Here is a 19,243-nt window from a genome sequence, read left to right as displayed (position 1 = left end):
ACACAAAGAGTTTTGGGGGATGAGGGGATGGGGGGCCGGGGGCGCATTTCCTTGTATTCGGCGGATTGTTTCATTATGGTTCACTGCTGGGTGGATTGTAGCCTGCAGACAAGGAGAGCGCATGCCCATTGCCGATCCGGCCGCATTGATACGGAGCCTGACCAACAGGGAGGGGCTGGAGGCCCTGCTGGACCTGTTGCCCCTGGGCGTGGCGATCCTGGACCGCCAGGGGAAAGTGCTGGCCGTGAACAAGGGATACGAGTCCCTGACGGGCGTGGACGGGAAGCAGGTGCTCGGCATCCGTTGCCTGCACGCCCTGCGGTGCGACTACTGCATGCGCAGCTGTCCGGTGCTGACCGGCTGGACGGACAAGCGCCCCAAGACCGTGGAGGCGAACATCGTCGACCGCGATCGGGAGAAGGTCAACATCCACCTGAACATCGCGCCGCTGGTGGGCGACAACGGGGTGATCCGGGGCGTGATCGAGACGATCATGCCCGCGTCCACGCACATCCTGGACGAGATCGGCAGCGGGGTGGCCGGTCTGGGCGAGCTGGTGGGCCGCAGCCCGCAGGTGCGCAAGATATTTTCCATGACCCCGTCCATCGCCCAGACGGACTCGCCCGTGCTGATCACCGGCGAGACCGGCACCGGCAAGGACATGCTGGCCGAGGAGATCCACAAGGAATCGGACCGCGACGGTCCGTTCGTGAAGGTCAACTGCGGCTCCCTGCCCGTGCCGTTGCTGGAGTCCGAGCTGTTCGGGCATGCCAAGAACGCCCTGCCCGGCGCGGACCACGCCAAGCCCGGCCGGTTGCGCATGGCCCACGGCGGCACCCTGTTCATCACCGAGATCGGCGACCTGCCCATGCCGCTCCAGGCCAAGCTCCTGGCCTACATGGACGACCACGCGGTGCGGCCCGTGGGGTCCACCAAGGTGGTCCACACGGACGTCCGGATCATGGCCGCCAGCCACTACGATCTGGAAGACATGGTCCGGCACAAGCGGTTCCGCCGCGACCTGCTCTACCGGCTGAACGTCATCCGGCTGCACCTGCCGCCCCTGCGCGAGCGCGGCGAGGATTTGCTGTTGCTCCAGGATCACTTCCTGAAGATGTTCCAGGCGCGCTACGGCAAGAAGGTGGACCGGTTTTCCAAAAACGTGGAGACCCTGCTGCGGTCCTACGAATTTCCCGGCAACATCCGGGAGCTGCGCAACCTCATCGAATACGCGGTCAACTTCTGCGACACCAACGTCATCCGCATGCGCCACCTGCCGGGGTACATGCTGCACGGCCCGAACCTGCCGGACAATCTGGCCTCGGTCCCGGCCCCGGCCCAGCAACCCCAGGGCGCGGTCCGCGCGGCCCCTCCTGAGCGCTGGGAGGACGTGCAGCGCAAGATGATCCTGGAGGCCCTGGTCAAGACCGGCGGACGCAAATCCCAGGCGGCCGAGCTGCTCGGCTGGGGCCGCTCCACCCTGTGGCGCAAGATGAAATACTTCGGCATCGAATAGGGCGATCCCATGGAAAACATCCTCATCCCGATCATGGACAACGAACTGGCCCCGAGGTTCGACCTGGCCCCGGAGGTGCTTATTCTCTCCGTAACCCGCGAGACCAGCGCCATGGGCCGGATCAGCGAAAAGGTCATCACCTTCGAAGCCCCGTCCGCCGAGGCCATGTACCGATTGGTCATGGCCGAGAACATCCAGACGATCATCTGCGCGGGCATCGAGAAAGAGGTCTTCGAATTCCTCAAGCGCAAGGGGATCAAGGTCATAGACAACGTCTGCGGCCCGGCAGATCCCGTCCTGGAAGCCTACCTCATCGGCAAGCTCTCCCCCGGTCAAAACTACTTCTGACCGCCCACTTTGTCTCTTTTTGTTTCATTTTAGAACATAAACGCGTTTCAATTTAGTCTCATTTTGTTTCATTTCGTCCTTGCACCTTATTTCACATAATACTCTTGACGCAAAGAAACAATTGCTATCTATAGAAACGCGAACCGTCTGCTCTTTCCGGGCCGCGAACGTTGTTCGGGGCCGTCCCGATGGGGGTCGGGACGGAATTCGGCGGGAAGCGGAAGGTTCGTGTCCACGAGCCGCGCAGTGCTCCGGCAAGGACCGGCGCGGCCCGATTGTGCAAACAGTACTTCTCGGGAGGAAGGTATTACATGAAAATCAAAGATCTGATGATCCCGGTGGACGACTACCTGACCCTGGGCATCGAAGCGACCCTCGGCGACGCCGCCGAAACGCTTCGCAAGGGAGGCCATCGGGACATCCTCGTCGTTGACGGGAACGGCGCTTTCGCAGGTGTCCTGACCATGATGGACATCATCACCGCCCTGGAGCCCAACTACAAGAAACTCTTCAAAAAAGACCTCGATAGCGACATCCTCTCCAACCGCTACGTCGCCGAGCAGTTCAAGGAATTCAACCTCTGGTCGGACACCCTGACCAACATCTGCGCCAGGGGTGTGGGAATAAGCGTCAAGGACGCCATGCACGTCCCCGCGGACAACCATTACATAAATGAAGACGACTCCATAGAAACCGGACTGCACATGTTCATGGTGGGCACCCCCCAACCGCTGATCGTGCGCAGCAACGGCAAGGTTTCCGGCTTGCTCAGAATGTCGGACGTCTTCAACGAGCTCATCGGGCGCATGCATACCTGCGCCATGAGCGAATAGGCCATCCGGGAGATCAACATGGAGACCGCACGCACCGTCAAACCCGCATTCGACTGGAAACGCCTGGTGTTCATGCTCACCGGCGTCGCCCTCTTTGCCATCGTCTATTTCGCCCCGGCCTGGCCGGACGCCATCGACCCCCTCGGGGAACACTTCCCCCTGAGCCAGCAGGCCAAGGGCGCCATCGCCGTCTTCCTGCTGGCAGGCACCTGGTGGGTCTTCGAGGTCGTGCCCATCGGCATCACCTCGCTCATGATCGGCATCCTGCAGGTCATGTTCCTCATTCGCGGCCCGCAGGAGGCCTTCAAGGACTTCATGGACCCGTCGGTCCTGTTCATCTTCGCCTCCATCATGATCGGCCTGGTCTTCACCAAGACCGGCCTGACCAAGCGGCTGGCCTACAAGATGCTCGACATCGTGGGTGAGCGCACCTCGATGATCTACCTCGGCGTCTTCGTCGTCACCGCGGCCCTGACCCACATCATGGCCCACACCGCGGTGGCCGCCACCATCTACCCCCTGCTGCTCGCCATCTACGCCCTCTACGGCGAGGGCGACCGGCCCACCAAGTTCGGCAAGGGGTTGTTCATCGGCATGGCCTACGTGGCCGGCGCCGGCTCCATCGTCACCCTGCTCGGCGCGGCGCGCGCGGCGCGGTGGCCCTTGGTTTCTACAAGGAAATCGTCAACGTGGACGTCGGCTTCTTCGAGCTGTCCTACTACATGGCCCCCATCGGCTGGGCCATGACCTTCCTGCTCTGGGGCTTCTTCATGATCGTCTGCAAGCCCGAGAAGGACCGCATCCCCGGCCTGCGCGAAAAGGCCCGCGAGCTCAACGCCAAGATGGGCGGCCTGACCCGCGATGAAATCCTGGCGGCCATCATCGTCGCCTCGGTCATCGTGATCATGTCCCTGCGCGCCTTCGTCCCGGCGCTGAAGGCCGTGGACAAGACCGCCATCATCCTCTGCTCCTCGGTCCTCTTCTTCATCTTCAAGATTCTGGACCTCAAGGACCTGGAGGACATCCCCTGGAACATCATCCTGCTCTTCGCGGGCGCCATGTCCATCGGCTTCTGTCTGTGGCAGACCGGCGCGGCCAAGTGGATGGCCGTCAACTGGCTGGTCATGTTCCGCGAGGCCCACTGGTTCGTCTTCGTCATGTCCATCGCCTTCTTCGTGATGATCATGACCAACTTCATCATGAACGTGGCGGCCATCGCCATATCGCTCCCCGTGGCCCTGGTCATCGCCCCCTACCTGGGCGTTGCCCCCGAAGTCATCCTGTACGCCTCGCTGGTCATGGCGGGCATGCCGTTCCTGCTCCTGGTGGGCGCGGCTCCCAACGCCATCGCCTACGATTCCGGCCAGTTCACCACCGGTGAATTCTTCGGCTGGGGCGTTCCGGCGTCGATCCTGCTCATGATCGTGGTCGCCCTGGCGGTCCTGGTCATCTGGCCGATCATGGGCATGACCATCACCATTCCGGTAGGCGGCTAGACTATCGAACCATTGTTGCGTATACACTAAAACGGCTGCCGTGTTCCCGCACGGCAGCCGTTTCAGGTCCCAACCACAACGAATCAGGGGAGATCCATGGAAAAACTCGAAGCCCTCTTCGACCACATAACATCCAGAGTGAACGTCAACCTCAAGCCCATGGGGATCGACGTCCGCTCCATTCTCCAGAACTCCATCCCGCGCGAACGCCATATCCTCTATTACGCGTTCTACGCCCTGACCGAAGACCATCCCATCAGCTTCAAATTCAAGAACTCCAATCTTTCAGGGACCTACTTCCTGGGCAAGACCCAGGTCGACCGCTCGGTGCTCTACAAGTCCAACGTGCGCGGCGACGAGCTCAAGCGCAAGGGCGACGTGGTCGAGTTCAACGGGGTCAAGACCAAGCTCTTCTACGACGAGGTCATCCGGATCATCAACTCGTACCTGGTCAAGACCCTGGTCCACAACCACTCCAAGAACCCCGAGACCCCCGAAGTCTTCCGCATCCTGAACACCGTGGCCATGCACTACTCGAACATCCACGGGACCACCACGGAAGGCGTGTACCTCGGGGCCTTCTCCACCGCCGACCTGTCGGTGATGCACAACTGCGTCATCGGCGATTTCGCCTACGTCCAGGCGGGCGACCTCTCGCGCAAGATCGTTCAGCCGGGCCACGTCTGGATCAAGGCGGGCGATCTGTTCGAGTTCAATTACATCTATCCCGAAGGCGTGATCGAGAAATACGTCAAGCTCGACGAGAACGGCCAGCTCACCGGAAAGCTCGTGGAATACGTGGACGAGTTCAAGGAAGACTTCGTACCCATCTACTCCACGGCCCGGCCCGAATCGGATATCCCGGTGCCCGATTCCGCCTACGTCTCCCCCTACGCCGTCATCAAGGGCAAATGCGAGATCGGCGAGAACGCCCTCATCGTGCAGCGCGCCCACATCGAGGACTCGTTCATCGGCAAGGGGTCCAACGCCCAGGAAAACTGCTACATCAAGAATTCCGTCTACGAAGGCAACAACGTCACCGCCCACGGGGGCAAGGTCATCTGGACCAAGAACGGCAAAAACGTCTTCGTGGGCTTCAACTCCTTTCTCCACGGGACCAAGGAGTGCCCCATCACCATCGGTCGCGACTCCATCGTCATGCCGCACACCATCATCGACACGACAGAGTGCATCGACATCCCGGAGAATTCGGCGGTATGGGGATACATCACCAAGAAGTCCGACCTGGAGACCCAGTGCATCAGCCTGGACGAGTTGTCCAAGGCCACGGACGTAACCCTCGGCAACATGACCTTCAAGGGGGACGGAAAAGCTTTCGTCGATGCGTTCAGACACCGCATCGATCACATCAGAGAAGAGAACGGCGCGTATTTCGACGGGTCCGAAAAGACCCGTGGGCACGCCCAGAAAACCCGGGATGCCGCCTTCAACATCCTCCAGCCCTTCCAGTCGGGGCCGGATGCGGGCATGTATCCGTCCATGACCATCGGGGACTAGATCTTGCATCGAGACAGAACCCGGCAATCCACTGATTAGGAGTACCCGAAAATGCCTCAGACTATGACACAGGCCTTTAGCAGAAACTTCCTGGGCAAGGCCCCAAACTGGTACAAGCTGGCGATCATCGCCTTCTTGATCATCAACCCCATCCTCGTGGTCACCGTCGGCAAATTCATTGCCGGCTGGATCCTGATCGCCGAGTTCATCTTCACCCTGGCCATGGCGCTCAAATGCTACCCGCTGCCCGCGGGCGGCCTGCTCGCCATCGAGGCGGTCATCCTGGGCATGACCTCGCCCCGAACCGTCTACGATGAAGCCCTGATCAACTTCCCGGTCATCCTGCTCCTGATCTTCATGGTTGCGGGCATCTACTTCATGAAGGACTTCCTTCAGTACACCTTCACCCGTATCCTCACCCGAGTGCAGTCCAAGATCGCCATCTCGCTGCTCTTCTGTTTCGCGGGGGCGTTCCTGTCCGCTTTTCTGGACGCCCTGACCGTCACCGCGGTCATCATCGCCGTGGCCTACGGGTTCTACAACGTGTACCACCGCTATGCCTCCGGCAAGACCATGAACTGCTCCCACGACCTGTGTTCCGACCTGGCCGTCAAGGAGCATGAGCGCAACGACCTGCGCCAATTCCGCGCCTTCCTGCGCAACCTGATGATGCACGGCGCGGTCGGCACCGCGCTGGGCGGCGTCTGCACCCTGGTGGGCGAGCCCCAGAACCTGCTCATCGGCGAGGTCATGGGCTGGCACTTCGTGCCCTTCTTTCTGAACGTGGCCCACGTCTCCATGCCCGTCCTGGCCGTCGGCCTGCTGACCTGCGTCCTGGTCGAGAAGTTCCACATCTTCGGCTACGGCGCGCAGATGCCGGGCAACATCCGCTCCCACCTGCTCGAAACCGCCATCGAAATGGAGTCCAAGCGCGGCCTCCAGGGCAAGGCGCAGCTCGTGGTCCAGGCCCTGATCGGCGTCTGGCTGATCCTCGCCCTGGCCTTCCACCTGGCCGAAGTCGGCATCATCGGCCTGTCGGTCATCGTCCTGCTGACCGCCCTCAACGGCTTCACCGACGAGCACCAGCTCGGCCCCGCGTTCGAAGAGGCCCTGCCCTTCACCGCACTGCTGGTGGTCTTCTTCGCCATCGTCGGCGTGATCCACGAGCAGCACCTGTTCGCCCCGGTCATGCACCTGGTCCTCAGCCTCGAAGGCCAGGTCCAGCTCGCGGCCTACTATGTGGCCAACGGGTTGCTGTCCATGATCTCGGACAACGTCTTCGTGGCCACCGTGTACATCTCCGAGACCAAGATCCACTTCGTGAACCTGCTCGCCTCCGTGCCCGGCGTGACCGACGCCCCGGCGCTCATGGACAGGCTGACCGACCCGCTCGTGGAACGGGCCGACGTCATCGCCTCCCTGCCCGCCGCCATGCAGGACCAGGTCTCCAAGCTGATGACCCACTTCGACCACCTGGCCGTGGCCATCAACACCGGCACCAACATCCCGTCCGTGGCCACCCCCAACGGACAGGCCGCCTTCCTGTTCCTGCTGACCTCGGCCCTGGCCCCGGTCATCCGGCTGTCCTACGGCCGCATGGTCGTCCTGGCCCTGCCCTACACCATCACCATGTCCATCACCGGCCTGGCCGCTACCTACTTCTTCTCCTGGTAGCCACGGCTGAACGACGAATACAAGAGGCCCGCGCAGTGCGCGGGCCTCTTTTTTTGCCGCCATCGCCTCTCCCTTCCGAAACTTTTTGGCGCAGCTTCGCGGGCTGCGGCTTGCAGGATAGGCAAGAGCTCTTTCTCTCCCCCCGGGGCGACTCGGAGGCGCTGCATCGACAGCCGCTCCCCATACGAAGGACAATCCCCAATCCGGGAAAGCGGACAAAAAAGGCGCACCCGCTCAAGGCGGGTGCGCCGGACAGTCCTGTTTTTCGGACAAGAGAACCCCTGGGCCCATACCGGGCCGTCACGGGGCGCGGAATGCTAGTCGGCCAGCTTGGGCGAATTGTCGAGATGCTCGCGGCACAGCCACACGATGGACTGCCGCTTGGTGTCGAAGTGGGGGCTGACCCCGTGCACGGTGCCGCAAATTGCGCACATGTGCTCGTTCTCGCACTTCGGGTAGCACTCGATGGAATTGAGCATCTGGTTGAAACGGCGAATGATGGGGAACATGGGATGGTCCGCATGCCGCCGCTTGTCCTTGCTGTTCAACTTGCCGTTGTCATTGACTTTGACCGTGATCATTCGGGAGCGGTTGATCAACCCCTCCTTCTTGTTCATGACCACCTTGGTAGGTTCTTCCCAACGGCAGATGATCCGTTTTCGTTCCTGGTCAAAACGCATGGACATGGCATCCTCCTGGGCGCGGCGTCCTTCCCGTTCGCCGCGTTGGTTCGGATTCACTCCTTGTGCATCTCCGTTCCGAAATCCATCTCGCAAATACATTGCTAGATGATGTAATCCAAGGCCTTGCGGCTGGCGGCGACCTTCTTCACGAAAGCCACGCAAGCCTGGTGTTCCGGGTGGCCCTGATAATGATCCAGAGCGGCCACGTCGTCGTGCTCGGAGCACAAAACCACATGGCATTCGGGATCGGCGGCCACGATGTCGACGCTGACCTCGATGTGCCGCAGTCCCTCGATCCGGCCGGCAAGGGCCTCCAGAATCTCTTTCATCTTCGCGCCGTTCACGGCTGCCGTATTGCCTTCGGCTTCCTCTTTCAGTGTCCACATGACGATGTGTCTGACCACGAGATCTCTCCTAACTGGTAATCATTTCAAATCGATAGACATAACGGCGCGTAGTAGGCACATGTCTACACAAGTAACAATAATCACAAATGACCATTTTGTCACCCCGGTTACGGAAATATATCATTCCCTCGTACCGGAAGCAGGACCATGATAGACTGCGCCGAATGGATCCTTGACTTTGGTTCGCAAAGGCCCATCCTTTGCATGCGCCGGAGCATCGAAACCATATATGCACGAGGAATGCCAAAATCAATCACCATGCGTAGATCTTTTATTTTCATACTCCTACTCTCCTGCCTCTGGCTTCTGCCGTCGCCGGAATCCGTGGCTGCGGCCGACGAAAAACCAAAAAAGACGGTCCTTTGTCTGAACTCCTACCACGACGGATACCAGTGGTCGGACGGCATCATGCGGGGCATCCGCGCAACTTTGGACAACAGCCCCTACAAGATCGACCTCCAGATCGAATACATGGACGCCAAGCGGTACCACTACGAGGACGTCACCCGCATGCTCCTGCGGCTGTACAATGAAAAATTCAAGAACGAGAAGTTCGACCTGCTCATCACCTCGGACAACGACGCCTATTCCTTCGCCACCCAGTACCGCGACATCCTCTTTCCCGGCGTCCCCCTGGTCTATTGCGGGGTCAACTTCCTCAACACGGACGACACCGACTCGGACAACGCCACGGGCGTGATCGAGTCCTTCGACCTCTCCAAGACCCTGGACGTCGCCCTGCGCCTGCACCCGAACAAGCGGCGCATCTACGTGGTCGGCGACTCCTCCACGGCCGGGGCGGCCATAAAGCGCCAGGTGCAGAACCAGCTGGCCCGCTACGGCGTGCCGCTCGCCGCCGAATACTGGACCGACATGTCCCTGCGCAACGTCCTGGAGCGCGTCGAGCGCCTGGACGACGATTCCTTTCTCTTCTTCATTCCCTACTACCAGGTCATCGACGGCCGTTTCCTGACCGCCGAGGAGGTCATGCAGGCCATCTCCGACCGGTCCAGCGTGCCCATCTACACCGCCTGGGAATTCCTGGCGGGCAACGGCGCGGTGGGAGGCAACATGCTCTCCGGCTACCTGCACGGCCAGCGCGCGGCCCAGGTGGCCCTGGAGATACTGGACGGGAGGAGCGCGGACGAGATCCCGGTCTACCGCGAGACCACCGGCGAATACATCTTCGATTACAAGGTCATGCAGCGGCTCCACCTGCCCATGGACCTGCTCCCGGAGGGCAGCACCATCCTGAACGCGCCCAAGGCGTTTTACGAGCTGTCCAAGGAGCTGTTCTGGACCATCATGGTCAGCTTCGTCCTGCTCGTCCTGGTCCTCGTCTTCCTGCTGCTGGCCATGCTGGAGCGGCGCAGGGTGGAGCGCAAGATCAAGGATCAGCTGGCCTTTCAGGAGACCCTGATGGACACCATCCCGCAGCTGGTCTCGTGGAAGGACGCCGACGGACGGTATCTCGGCATCAACCGGGCGTTCTCGGAGTTCTTCGGCATGGACCACAGCGCGGGAGTGGCCAACAAGACCACCCACGACATCATCCGCGACCCGGAATATTCCAGCTGGGCGGCCGCCGCGGACAAGGCGGTCATCAACAAGCACGAGGCGTTCCGCAAGGTGCGCCGGAAGCTCATGGACGCCCAGGGAGATCCGGCCTGGATCGAGGTCAACAAGGTCCCCATCCACGACCGGGCCGGTCAGGTGGTCGGCGTGCTCTCCATGGCCGACAACATCACCACGGAACTGAACCTGGAGAAGCAGCTGCTGCAATCCCAGAAGATGGAGGCCATCGGCACCCTTGCTGGCGGCATCGCCCATGATTTCAACAACATCCTGACCAGCATCATCAACTCCACCGAGTTGGCGGTCGGCGACCTGGACCCCGACTCCGTGACCACCCGGGATTTGGAACGGGTGCTCAAGGCGGCCCGGCGCGGCGGCCGCGTGGTCAAGCAGATCCTGGCCTTCAGCCGCCCCTCCACCGAAGGATTCCGGCCCACGGACCTGGGCGCGGTGATCACCGAGGCGGTGGGCTTGCTGGAGTCCTCCATGCCCCGAAACATCGAGGTCAGGGCCGGTATTGCGCCCGCCCTGTCCTGCGTGCATGCGGACCCGACCCAGATCCATCAGGTGGTCATGAACCTCTGCACCAACGCCTTCCACGCCCTGCGCGGCAGGGGCGGCCTCATCAAGGTCGGCCTTGACGGCGCCGAGGTCGGGCCGGAGGATGCCGACCTGCTCGGCCTGACCGCCGGAGAATACGTCCGCCTGACCGTCGAGGACAACGGTCCCGGCATCCCGTCCGAAATTGTGGACAAGATATTCGACCCCTTCTTCACCACCAAGGACAAGACCGAGGGCACCGGCCTGGGCCTGGCCGTTGTCCACGGCATCGTGCACAGCCACCGGGGCGGCCTCCAGGTGACCGCCCGCGAGGGCGGCGGCACGGTCTTCACCATCTACCTGCCCAAGGGCGACGGCAGCGGCGCGGGCTGCGAGGCGGACGGCTCCGAGACCGTGGCCGCCGGAGCGCGCATCCTCTTCGTCGAGGACGACCGCGACCAGTTGGCCACCACTCCCCGGCTGCTCGAAACCATGGGCTTCGAGATGACCGCCCTGGAAAGCCCGGCGGCGGCCCTGCGCATGGTCGGGGACGACGAAAACCGGTTCGACCTGGTGATCACCGACTACGACATGCCGGGCATGAGCGGGACCCAGATGGCCAAGGACCTCGCGGCCGTGGCGCCGAACCTGCCCATAATCCTCGTTTCCGGACGCGAAGACGCCGTTCATGCGGCGGCGGACTTGCCGAACATCCGCATGGTGGTTATCAAGCCCTATGACAAACAGGACCTGTCCAGGGCCATCAACGCGGCGCTGACCGGAGAACGACAAGGGGAGTAACGTGGCGGACATTCTGATCATAGACGACGACCTCGAGGTCTGCGAGACCATGGAAAGCCTGATCACCAGGCTGACCCACAGCTGCGCCTCGGCCCATACCCTGGACGCGGGGCACCGCATGATCCGGGAGGGGAACTACGACGTCATCTTCCTGGATGTGCGCCTGCCCGACGGCAACGGGCTGGACATACTGCCCGACATCATGGCCCTGCCCGACCCGCCCGAGGTCATCATCCTGACCGGCAAGGGCGACCCCGACGGCGCGGAGCTGGCCATCCGGGGCGGGGTCTGGGACTACCTGCTCAAGCCGTCCTCCATCCGCGAGATATCCCTGACCCTGGGGCGCGCGCTCAAGTACCACGAGGAGAAACGGGGCCGCGACGCGGACCGCAACCTGGACCTCAACGGCGTGGTCGGCGAGAGCCCGATCATCAAGGTCAGCTTCAACCTGCTTTCCCAGGCCGCGCGCTCGGACTCCAACGTGCTCATCACCGGCGAGACCGGCACCGGCAAGGAGCTGTTCGCCTCCACCATCCACGCCAACTCCAAGCGCAAGGAAGCCAAGTTCGTGGTCGTGGACTGCGCCGGGCTGACCGAATCCCTGCTGGAGTCCACCCTGTACGGCCACCGCAAGGGCGCGTTCACCGGGGCGCAGGCGGACCGCATCGGCCTGGTCAAACTGGCCGACGGCGGGACCCTGTTCCTCGACGAGGTGGGCGAGATGCCGCTCTCCATGCAGAAGGCCTTCCTGCGCGTCCTCCAGGAGCGGACCTTCCGGCCCGTGGGCGACACCCGCGAGCAGACCAGCAACTTCCGCCTGGTGGCCGCCACCAACCGCGACCTGGAGGAAATGGTCGAAAAGGGGACATTCCGCTCGGACCTGCTGTATCGACTCAAGACAATGCACATCCACCTGCCGCCCCTCAAGGACCGGCCCGAGGACATCCGCCCCCTGTGCATCTACCGGGTGCACCAGCTCTGCCGCCAATACGGCATGCCGCCCAAGTCCTTCGGCTCGGACTTCCACCCGGCACTGGAGAACTACGACTGGCCCGGCAACGTCCGTGAATTGTTCAACATCCTTGAACGCGCCGTGGTCACGGCGGGCAACGAGAAGACCCTCTACGCCATGCACCTGCCGCGCGAGCTGCGGGTCCAGGTGGCCAAGGCGCAGATCGAGCGCATGACCGGCGGCGCGCGCCAGCCCGAGCCGGAAGCGGCCCCCATCCCCGAGCCTGTCCGAAAAATCGGACAGGACATCTTCGAAGACATCTTCGAGCAGGAGCTGCCCACCCTGCGGGACTTCAAGTCCACTGCGGAAAAGGTCTACCTGGGCGAGCTGATCCGCCAGTGCGACGGGGATCTGCCCCGTATCCTGGAGGTTTCCAAGCTCTCCCGCTCACACTTCTACAGCCTGCTCAAGAAGTACGGCCTGACCCTCTAGGAGCGACCATGGCCGAATTCGATTCTTACTGCGCCTTCTGCGCCGCCCGGCCCGAAGACGACGTGGATCGCCTGTACCACGACACCCGGTACGGGTTCCCGGTCACGGACGACGACGAGCTGTTCGCCCTGCTGGTCCTCGAGATCAACCAGGCGGGCCTGAGCTGGCGGACGATCCTCAATAAAGAGAAGAACTTCCGCAAGGCGTACTCCGGCTTCCGGATCGAGGCCGTGGCCCGGTACGGCGAATCGGACAGGGCCCGGCTCCTGGCCGATGCGGGCATCATCCGCAACAGGCTCAAGGTCAACGCCGCCATCCACAACGCCAATGCGATCCTGGCCATCCAGGCATCGCACGGCTCCTTCAAGAACTGGCTCGACGCCCACCATCCCCTGAAAAAGGAGGACTGGGTCAAGCTGTTCAAAAAACACTTCAAGTTCGTGGGAGGTGAAATCGTGAACGAATTTCTCATGAGTTCCGGCTACCTGCGTGGGGCCCATGTGGAGTCCTGCCCGGTCCACGCCAAGGTCCTCCTGGCGGGCCCCGCCTGGGCCGCGAAAGAATAAGGCACCCCCCTCCGCCTCCCCACGGATCACCCGTTGCGCACCTGTCCGATTTTTAGGACTGGTCCGTTTTTCACCCTGATCCTCCACTTTCCTCCTCAACGCCCATGATTCGGGAGTTTTTCCCTCATGGTCGCGATCGGCCGTCCTGTTTTTCAGACTTGCGCCACCGGCCGGACCGGTGCGCGAAAATACCGCTGAAACGTAACAAGTCGTAAAACAAGGATATTTCAATATTCGCCAAGTTGGCACGGTTGTTGAGTAAGGATTATGTCCTCAATTGACCGGTCCGCCTGGCGGACGCCAAGTGAACAGACGACACCACAATAGGAGAATTACCGAATGTCCAAGATGAAAACGATGGATGGCAACACCGCCGCCGCCTGGGTGGCCTATGCCATGAGTGAGACCGCCGCCATCTACCCCATCACCCCCTCTTCCACCATGGGTGAGATCGCCGACGAATGGGCCGCTCAGGGCCGCAAGAATATTTTCGGGCAGACCCTCGAGGTCCGCCAGCTGCAGTCCGAGGCCGGAGCGGCCGGCGCTGTGCACGGCGGCCTCGCCGGCGGCGCGCTGACCACCACCTTCACCGCCTCCCAGGGGTTGCTGCTGATGATCCCGAACATGTACAAGATCGCGGGCGAACTGCTGCCCTGCGTCTTCCACGTCTCGGCGCGGGCCATCGCGGCCCACGCCCTGTCCATTTTCGGCGACCACCAGGACGTCATGGCCTGCCGCCAGACCGGCTTCGCCATGCTGGCCTCCGCGTCGGTCCAGGAAGTCATGGACCTCGCCCTGGTCTCCCACCTGGCCACCGTCGAGGCCTCCGTGCCCTTCGTCTCCTTCTTCGACGGCTTCCGCACCTCCCACGAGATCCAGAAGATCGAGGTCATCGACTACGAGGACATGAAGCCGCTGCTGAACACCGAGAAGGTCGCCGCCTTCCGCAAGCGCGCCATGAACCCGGAACACCCGGACGTTCGCGGCACCGCCCAGAACCCGGACATCTACTTCCAGGGCCGCGAGGCTTCCAACTCCTACTATGATGCCATCCCGGCCATCGTCGAGGAGTACATGGACAAAGTGTCCGCCCTGACCGGCCGCTCCTACAAGCCGTTCGACTACGTCGGCGCCGCCGACGCCGAGCGCGTGGTCATCGCCATGGGCTCCGCCTGCGAGACCCTGGAGGAAGTGGTCAACCACCTGGTCGCCGAAGGCGAGAAGGTCGGCCTGATCAAGGTCCGCCTGTACCGCCCGTTCTCGGCCAAGCATTTCCTGGCCGTGCTGCCCGAAACCGCCAAGGCCGTGTCCGTGCTCGACCGCACCAAAGAGCCCGGCGCGCTTGGCGACCCCCTGTTCCAGGATGTCTGCACCGTCTTCCTGGAAAAGGGCAACGGCCCCGTCGTCACCGCCGGCCGCTACGGCCTGGGCTCCAAGGAGTTCACTCCGGCCATGGCCAAGGCCGTGTACGACAACCTGGCTGCGTCCGCCCCCAAGACCCGCTTCACCGTGGGTATCGAGGACGACGTCACCCAAGCCTCCCTTGTCACGGCCGAGACCCTGGACACCACCCCTGAAGGCACCGTCCAGTGCAAGTTCTGGGGTCTCGGTTCGGACGGGACGGTCGGCGCCAACAAGCAGGCCATCAAGATCATCGGCGACAACACCGACATGTATGCGCAGGGCTACTTCGCTTACGACTCCAAGAAGTCCGGCGGCATCACCATCTCCCACCTGCGCTTCGGCCATTCCCCGATCCAGTCCACCTACCTGGTGGCGGCCGCCGATTACGTGGCCTGCCACAACCCCAGCTACGTGCACCTGTACGACGTGCTGGAGGGGATCAAGGACGGCGGCTCCTTCGTGCTGAACTGCGCCTGGACCGCCGAGCAGATGGAGCAGGAGCTGCCCGCTTCCATGCGCCGCACCATCGCCAGGAAAAAACTGAACTTCTACACCATTGACGCGGTCAAGATCGCCGGCGAAGTCGGCCTCGGCGGCCGCATCAACATGGTCATGCAGACCGCCTTCTTCAAGCTGGCCGACGTCATCCCGTTCGAGCAGGCCGTGGCCCTGCTCAAGGAAGGCATCGACAAGGCCTACGGCAAGAAGGGACCGAAGATCGTCGAGATGAACTGCGCCGCCGTGGACAAGGCTCCCGCCGCCCTGGTCAAGGTCGAGGTTCCGGCCTCCTGGGCCGAGCTGGCCGACGACGGTGCCGTCAATGCCGACGAGCCGGATTACGTCAAGAACGTCATGCGTCCGGTCCTGGCCCAGAAGGGCGACTCCCTGCCCGTCTCCGCCTTCTCCGTGGACGGCACCATGCCGCTTTCCACCTCCAGGTTCGAGAAGCGCGGCGTGGCCATCAACGTCCCCGAGTGGATCGTGGACAACTGCATCCAGTGCAACCAGTGCGCCTTCGTCTGCCCCCACTCCGCCCTGCGCCCGGTGCTGGCCGACGACGCCGAGATGCAGAACGCCCCGGCCGCCTTCGCCACCCAGGAAGCCAAGGGCAAGGACGTCAAGGGGCTGAAGTACCGCCTCCAGGTCAACACCCTGGACTGCCTGGGCTGCGGCAACTGCGCCGACATCTGCCCGGCCAAGGAAAAGGCGCTGGTCATGAAGCCCATCGCCACCCAGACCTCCGAGCAGGTCCCCAACTTCGACTTCTCCGAGACGGTCTCCTACAAGGACGCCTTCAAGCGCGAATCCGTCAAGGGCTCCCAGTTCAAGCAGTCGCTCATGGAATTCTCCGGCGCCTGCTCCGGCTGCGGCGAGACCCCCTACGTCAAGGTGCTGACCCAGCTGTTCGGCGAGCGCATGATCATCGCCAACGCCACGGGCTGCTCCTCCATCTGGGGCGCTTCCGCACCGTCCACCCCGTACTGCACCAACGCCGAGGGCTTCGGTCCTGCCTGGGGCAACTCCCTGTTCGAGGACGCGGCCGAGTTCGGCTTCGGCATCGAGATGGGCGTCAACAACCGCCGCAAGACCCTGGTCGCCAAGTGTGAAGAGGCCCTGTCCTCCGCCACCGGCGACGTCAAGGCCGCCCTCGAGGGCTGGCTCGCCGCCAAGGACGAGGCCGAAGGTTCCGCCGTTGCGGGCGCGACCCTGAAGTCCGCCCTGGAAGGCGCTTCCGATCCCCTGCTCCAGGAGATCGCCGCCGGTTCCGACCTGTTCACCAAGAAGTCCGTCTGGATCTTCGGCGGTGACGGCTGGGCCTACGACATCGGCTTCGGCGGCCTGGACCACGTCATCGCCTCCGGCAAGGACGTGAACATCCTGGTCATGGACACCGAGGTGTACTCCAACACCGGCGGTCAGTCCTCCAAGGCCACCCCGCTCGGCTCCATCGCCAAGTTCGCCGCCGCGGGCAAGGGCACCGGCAAGAAGGACCTGGGCCGCATCGCCATGACCTACGGCTACGTCTACGTGGCCTCCGTGGCCATGGGTGCGGACAAGCAGCAGATGATCAAGGCCTTCAAGGAGGCCGAGGCCTACAACGGCCCGTCCCTGATCATCTGCTACGCCCCGTGCATCAACCAGGGCATCAAGAAGGGCATGGGCAAGACCCAGCTCGAACAGAAGCTCGCCGTGGACTCCGGCTACTGGCCGCTGTACCGCTACAACCCCGAGCTCGCCGACGAGGGCAAGAACCCGTTCACCCTGGAGTCCAAGGCCCCCGACGGCTCCCTGCAGGAGTTCCTGTCCGGCGAAAACCGCTACGCCATGCTGGAGCGCTTCCATCCGGAACTCTCCAAGGCGTTCCGCGCCAAGATCGAAAAGGACTACGCCGATCGTTACGCCATCTACACCCACCTCGCCGAAGCCGATTATTCCAAGGCTGAAGCGGGTGCGCCCCAGGCGTGCGAAACCGGCGTGTCGGCCGAAGCACCGGGTTCCGGCGAACCCTGCGACGACGGCAGATAATCGTTAGAGGTAACGCGCGGGGCGGGGTTGTTGCGGAGGCTTCTGCCTGACCCGCCCCGCGCATAAAGTTCAACTGCGTGAGGATCGTCCTCACACCCATGGAGGTATGTTACATGTCTATTGAAGTGCTCGCCTTAGTCGCACTGCTGCCGATCCTGGTGGCTCTGGTGCTCATGGTCGGCCTGCGTTGGCCCGCCACCAAAGCCATGCCCCTGGCCTGGCTCACCGCCGCGGCCGGGGCCGTCCTGGTCTGGTCCCTGCCCGTGACCTACGTCGCGGCCCTCACCCTGCAGGGCTTCGTCACCGCCATCGGCATCCTGATCATCGTTTTCGGCGCAATCCTCATCCTGCGCACCCTGCAGCATTCCGGCGGCATGGAGACCATCCAGCACGGCATGCAGAACATCACGCCCGACCGCCGCATCCAGGCGATCATCATCGGCTACATGTTCGCCGCCTTCATCGAAGGCGCCGCCGGTTTCGGCACCCCCGCCGCGCTGGCCGCCCCGCTGCTGCTCTCCCTGGGCTTCCCGCCCCTGGCCGCAGCCATCATCTGTCTGGTCTTCAACTCTTTCCCGGTCACCTTCGGCGCGGTCGGCACCCCGGTCGTCCTGGGCCTCAAGTTCCTGGCCCCCGGTGTCGACGCCGCGGTCAAGGCCGGCATTCCCGGCCTGAACTTCGCCAACATGGGCGACTTCAACATGGTCGTCGGCCAGTGGGCCACCATCATGCACCTGGGCATGATCTTCATCCTGCCCATCTTCATGCTCGGCTTCATCACCCGCTACTTCGGTCCCGAGCGCAGCTGGAAGCCCGGCTTCGCCGCCTGGAAGTTCTGCCTGTTCGCCGCCGTGGCCTTCTCCGTGCCCTACCTGATCTTCGCCTGGAACGTCGGTCCCGAGTTCCCGTCCCTGATCGGTGGTCTGCTCGGCCTGGGCATCATCATCATCGGCGCCAAGAAGGGCTTCTGCATGCCCAAGACCACCTGGACCTTCGGTGATCCCGCCAAGTGGGACCCCGAGTGGACCGGCACCGTTTCCGCCGATTCCTCCGAGTTCAAGGCTCACATGAGCCAGTTCAAGGCCTGGCTGCCGTACATCCTGATCGGCGCCATCCTGGTCATCACCCGTATCCCCGAGCTGGGTCTGAAGGGCATCCTCGCCGCCCAGGCCATCAAGTTCTCCAACATCCTCGGCTACGAGTCCGTCGGCGCTTCCATCGCCTACTTGTACCTCCCCGGCACCATTCCGTTCACCCTGGTCGCCATCCTGACCGTGTTCATCCACGGCATGCCCGGCGACAAGGTCAAGCTCGCCTGGACCCAGGCCTTCAAGACCATGAAGAACCCCACCATCGCCCTGTTCGCGGCGGTGGCCCTGGTGTCCATCTTCCGCGGTTCCGGCATCGCCGACGTCGCGCTGAACCCGAACTCCTACCCGTCCATGCCGCTGGCCATGGCCAAGGCCGTCGCTGCCGTCACCGGCAACGCCTGGCCCATGTTCGCCTCCTTCGTGGGCGGTCTGGGCGCGTTCATCACCGGTTCCAACACCGTGTCCGACCTGCTCTTCGCCGAGTTCCAGTGGGGCGTCGCCTCGCAGCTCGAGCTGCCCCGCCAGATCATCGTGGCCGCTCAGGCCGTCGGCGGCGGCATGGGCAACATGATCTGCATCCACAACATCGTGGCTGCCTGCGCCGTTGTCGGCCTGTCCGGCATGGAAGGCGCGATCCTGAAGCGGACCGTCTGGCCCTTCCTGCTGTACGGCACCGTCGTCGGCATCGTGGCCACCCTGATGAGCTTCGTGTTCCTGCCCGGCCTGTTCTAAGCAATAGGGATTACAACGTGGAGGCGGGCCCCGCGGCCCGCCTCCCTTTGCAAAAGGAATCGAAGAAGGCTGTTCCAACTAGCCAGAAA

General features: G+C 62.9%; 12 protein-coding genes and 1 pseudogene. 11 read left to right on the top strand and 2 right to left on the bottom strand.

The window, feature by feature from the left end:
- Positions 1–121: 121 nt before the first annotated feature.
- The 6 genes and pseudogenes from AWY79_RS09215 to nhaB all read left to right on the top strand — a co-directional run bounded on the left by AWY79_RS09215 (position 122) and on the right by nhaB (position 7,385).
- Positions 122–1,516 carry a sigma-54 interaction domain-containing protein gene (locus AWY79_RS09215; protein ID WP_066802769.1) on the top strand — a complete coding sequence of 465 codons (1,395 nt, stop codon included), beginning with the start codon at positions 122–124 and terminating at the stop codon, positions 1,514–1,516.
- Between the two features lie 9 nt (positions 1,517–1,525).
- Entirely contained in the window at positions 1,526–1,864 is a 339-nt protein-coding gene (locus AWY79_RS09210) for a NifB/NifX family molybdenum-iron cluster-binding protein (protein WP_066802767.1), read from the top strand.
- A 311-nt stretch (positions 1,865–2,175) separates the two neighbouring features.
- A complete protein-coding gene (locus tag AWY79_RS09205) occupies positions 2,176–2,697 on the top strand; it encodes a CBS domain-containing protein (protein ID WP_066802765.1) in 522 nt (173 codons plus the stop codon).
- 18 nt (positions 2,698–2,715) lie between these two features.
- Positions 2,716–4,193, top strand: a pseudogene (locus AWY79_RS09200) (SLC13 family permease).
- 96 nt (positions 4,194–4,289) lie between these two features.
- A complete protein-coding gene (locus AWY79_RS09195) occupies positions 4,290–5,711 on the top strand; it encodes a transferase (protein ID WP_066802763.1) in 1,422 nt (473 codons plus the stop codon).
- Positions 5,712–5,762: 51 nt separating this feature from the next.
- Positions 5,763–7,385 carry a sodium/proton antiporter NhaB gene (nhaB, locus tag AWY79_RS09190; RefSeq protein ID WP_099093202.1) on the top strand — a complete coding sequence of 541 codons (1,623 nt, stop codon included), beginning with the start codon at positions 5,763–5,765 and terminating at the stop codon, positions 7,383–7,385.
- A gap of 317 nt (positions 7,386–7,702) precedes the next feature.
- Here nhaB and AWY79_RS09185 read toward each other — a convergent pair whose 3' ends face one another.
- Positions 7,703–8,071, bottom strand: coding sequence for a hypothetical protein (locus AWY79_RS09185; protein ID WP_066802753.1), 369 nt, complete (start codon positions 8,069–8,071; stop codon positions 7,703–7,705).
- Positions 8,072–8,169: 98 nt separating this feature from the next.
- A complete protein-coding gene (locus AWY79_RS09180; RefSeq protein WP_066802752.1) occupies positions 8,170–8,472 on the bottom strand; it encodes a Dabb family protein in 303 nt (100 codons plus the stop codon).
- A gap of 261 nt (positions 8,473–8,733) precedes the next feature.
- On the opposite strand from AWY79_RS09180, the gene AWY79_RS09175 reads away from it, so the two are divergent.
- From AWY79_RS09175 to AWY79_RS09155, 5 genes are all read left to right on the top strand, one after another.
- Positions 8,734–11,391: a hybrid sensor histidine kinase/response regulator gene (locus AWY79_RS09175; RefSeq protein ID WP_066802751.1), complete on the top strand. Its 2,658-nt coding sequence runs from the start codon at positions 8,734–8,736 to the stop codon at positions 11,389–11,391.
- Position 11,392: 1 nt separating this feature from the next.
- Entirely contained in the window at positions 11,393–12,835 is a 1,443-nt protein-coding gene (locus AWY79_RS09170) for a sigma-54-dependent transcriptional regulator (protein WP_078063728.1), read from the top strand.
- A gap of 8 nt (positions 12,836–12,843) precedes the next feature.
- Complete coding sequence (locus tag AWY79_RS09165; protein ID WP_066802750.1) at positions 12,844–13,401, top strand: DNA-3-methyladenine glycosylase I; 558 nt, start codon at positions 12,844–12,846, stop codon at positions 13,399–13,401.
- Positions 13,402–13,740: 339 nt separating this feature from the next.
- On the top strand, positions 13,741–17,331 hold the full coding sequence (gene nifJ, locus AWY79_RS09160; RefSeq protein ID WP_066802749.1) for a pyruvate:ferredoxin (flavodoxin) oxidoreductase: 3,591 nt from the start codon (positions 13,741–13,743) through the stop codon (positions 17,329–17,331).
- Positions 17,332–17,444: 113 nt separating this feature from the next.
- Positions 17,445–19,154, top strand: coding sequence for an L-lactate permease (locus AWY79_RS09155; RefSeq protein WP_066802746.1), 1,710 nt, complete (start codon positions 17,445–17,447; stop codon positions 19,152–19,154).
- Positions 19,155–19,243 lie beyond the last annotated feature (89 nt).

The sequence above is a fragment of the Pseudodesulfovibrio indicus genome, assembly GCF_001563225.1.
Classification (GTDB): Bacteria; Desulfobacterota; Desulfovibrionia; order Desulfovibrionales; family Desulfovibrionaceae; genus Pseudodesulfovibrio; species Pseudodesulfovibrio indicus.
Note: the sequence above shows the minus strand (reverse complement) of the source record. Positions and strands in the feature narration are given on the sequence as shown.

Excerpts from the sequence above, each read along its gene's own strand:
- nifJ (WP_066802749.1), top strand. The coding sequence starts at position 13,741 with ATGTCCAAGATGAAAACGATGGATGGCAACACCGCCGCCGCCTGGGTG.
- AWY79_RS09195 (WP_066802763.1), top strand. The coding sequence starts at position 4,290 with ATGGAAAAACTCGAAGCCCTCTTCGACCACATAACATCCAGAGTGAAC.
- AWY79_RS09175 (WP_066802751.1), top strand. The coding sequence starts at position 8,734 with ATGCGTAGATCTTTTATTTTCATACTCCTACTCTCCTGCCTCTGGCTT.
- AWY79_RS09210 (WP_066802767.1), top strand. The coding sequence starts at position 1,526 with ATGGAAAACATCCTCATCCCGATCATGGACAACGAACTGGCCCCGAGG.
- AWY79_RS09215 (WP_066802769.1), top strand. The coding sequence starts at position 122 with ATGCCCATTGCCGATCCGGCCGCATTGATACGGAGCCTGACCAACAGG.
- AWY79_RS09155 (WP_066802746.1), top strand. The coding sequence starts at position 17,445 with ATGTCTATTGAAGTGCTCGCCTTAGTCGCACTGCTGCCGATCCTGGTG.
- AWY79_RS09185 (WP_066802753.1), bottom strand. The coding sequence starts at position 8,071 with ATGTCCATGCGTTTTGACCAGGAACGAAAACGGATCATCTGCCGTTGG.
- AWY79_RS09205 (WP_066802765.1), top strand. The coding sequence starts at position 2,176 with ATGAAAATCAAAGATCTGATGATCCCGGTGGACGACTACCTGACCCTG.
- nhaB (WP_099093202.1), top strand. The coding sequence starts at position 5,763 with ATGCCTCAGACTATGACACAGGCCTTTAGCAGAAACTTCCTGGGCAAG.
- AWY79_RS09165 (WP_066802750.1), top strand. The coding sequence starts at position 12,844 with ATGGCCGAATTCGATTCTTACTGCGCCTTCTGCGCCGCCCGGCCCGAA.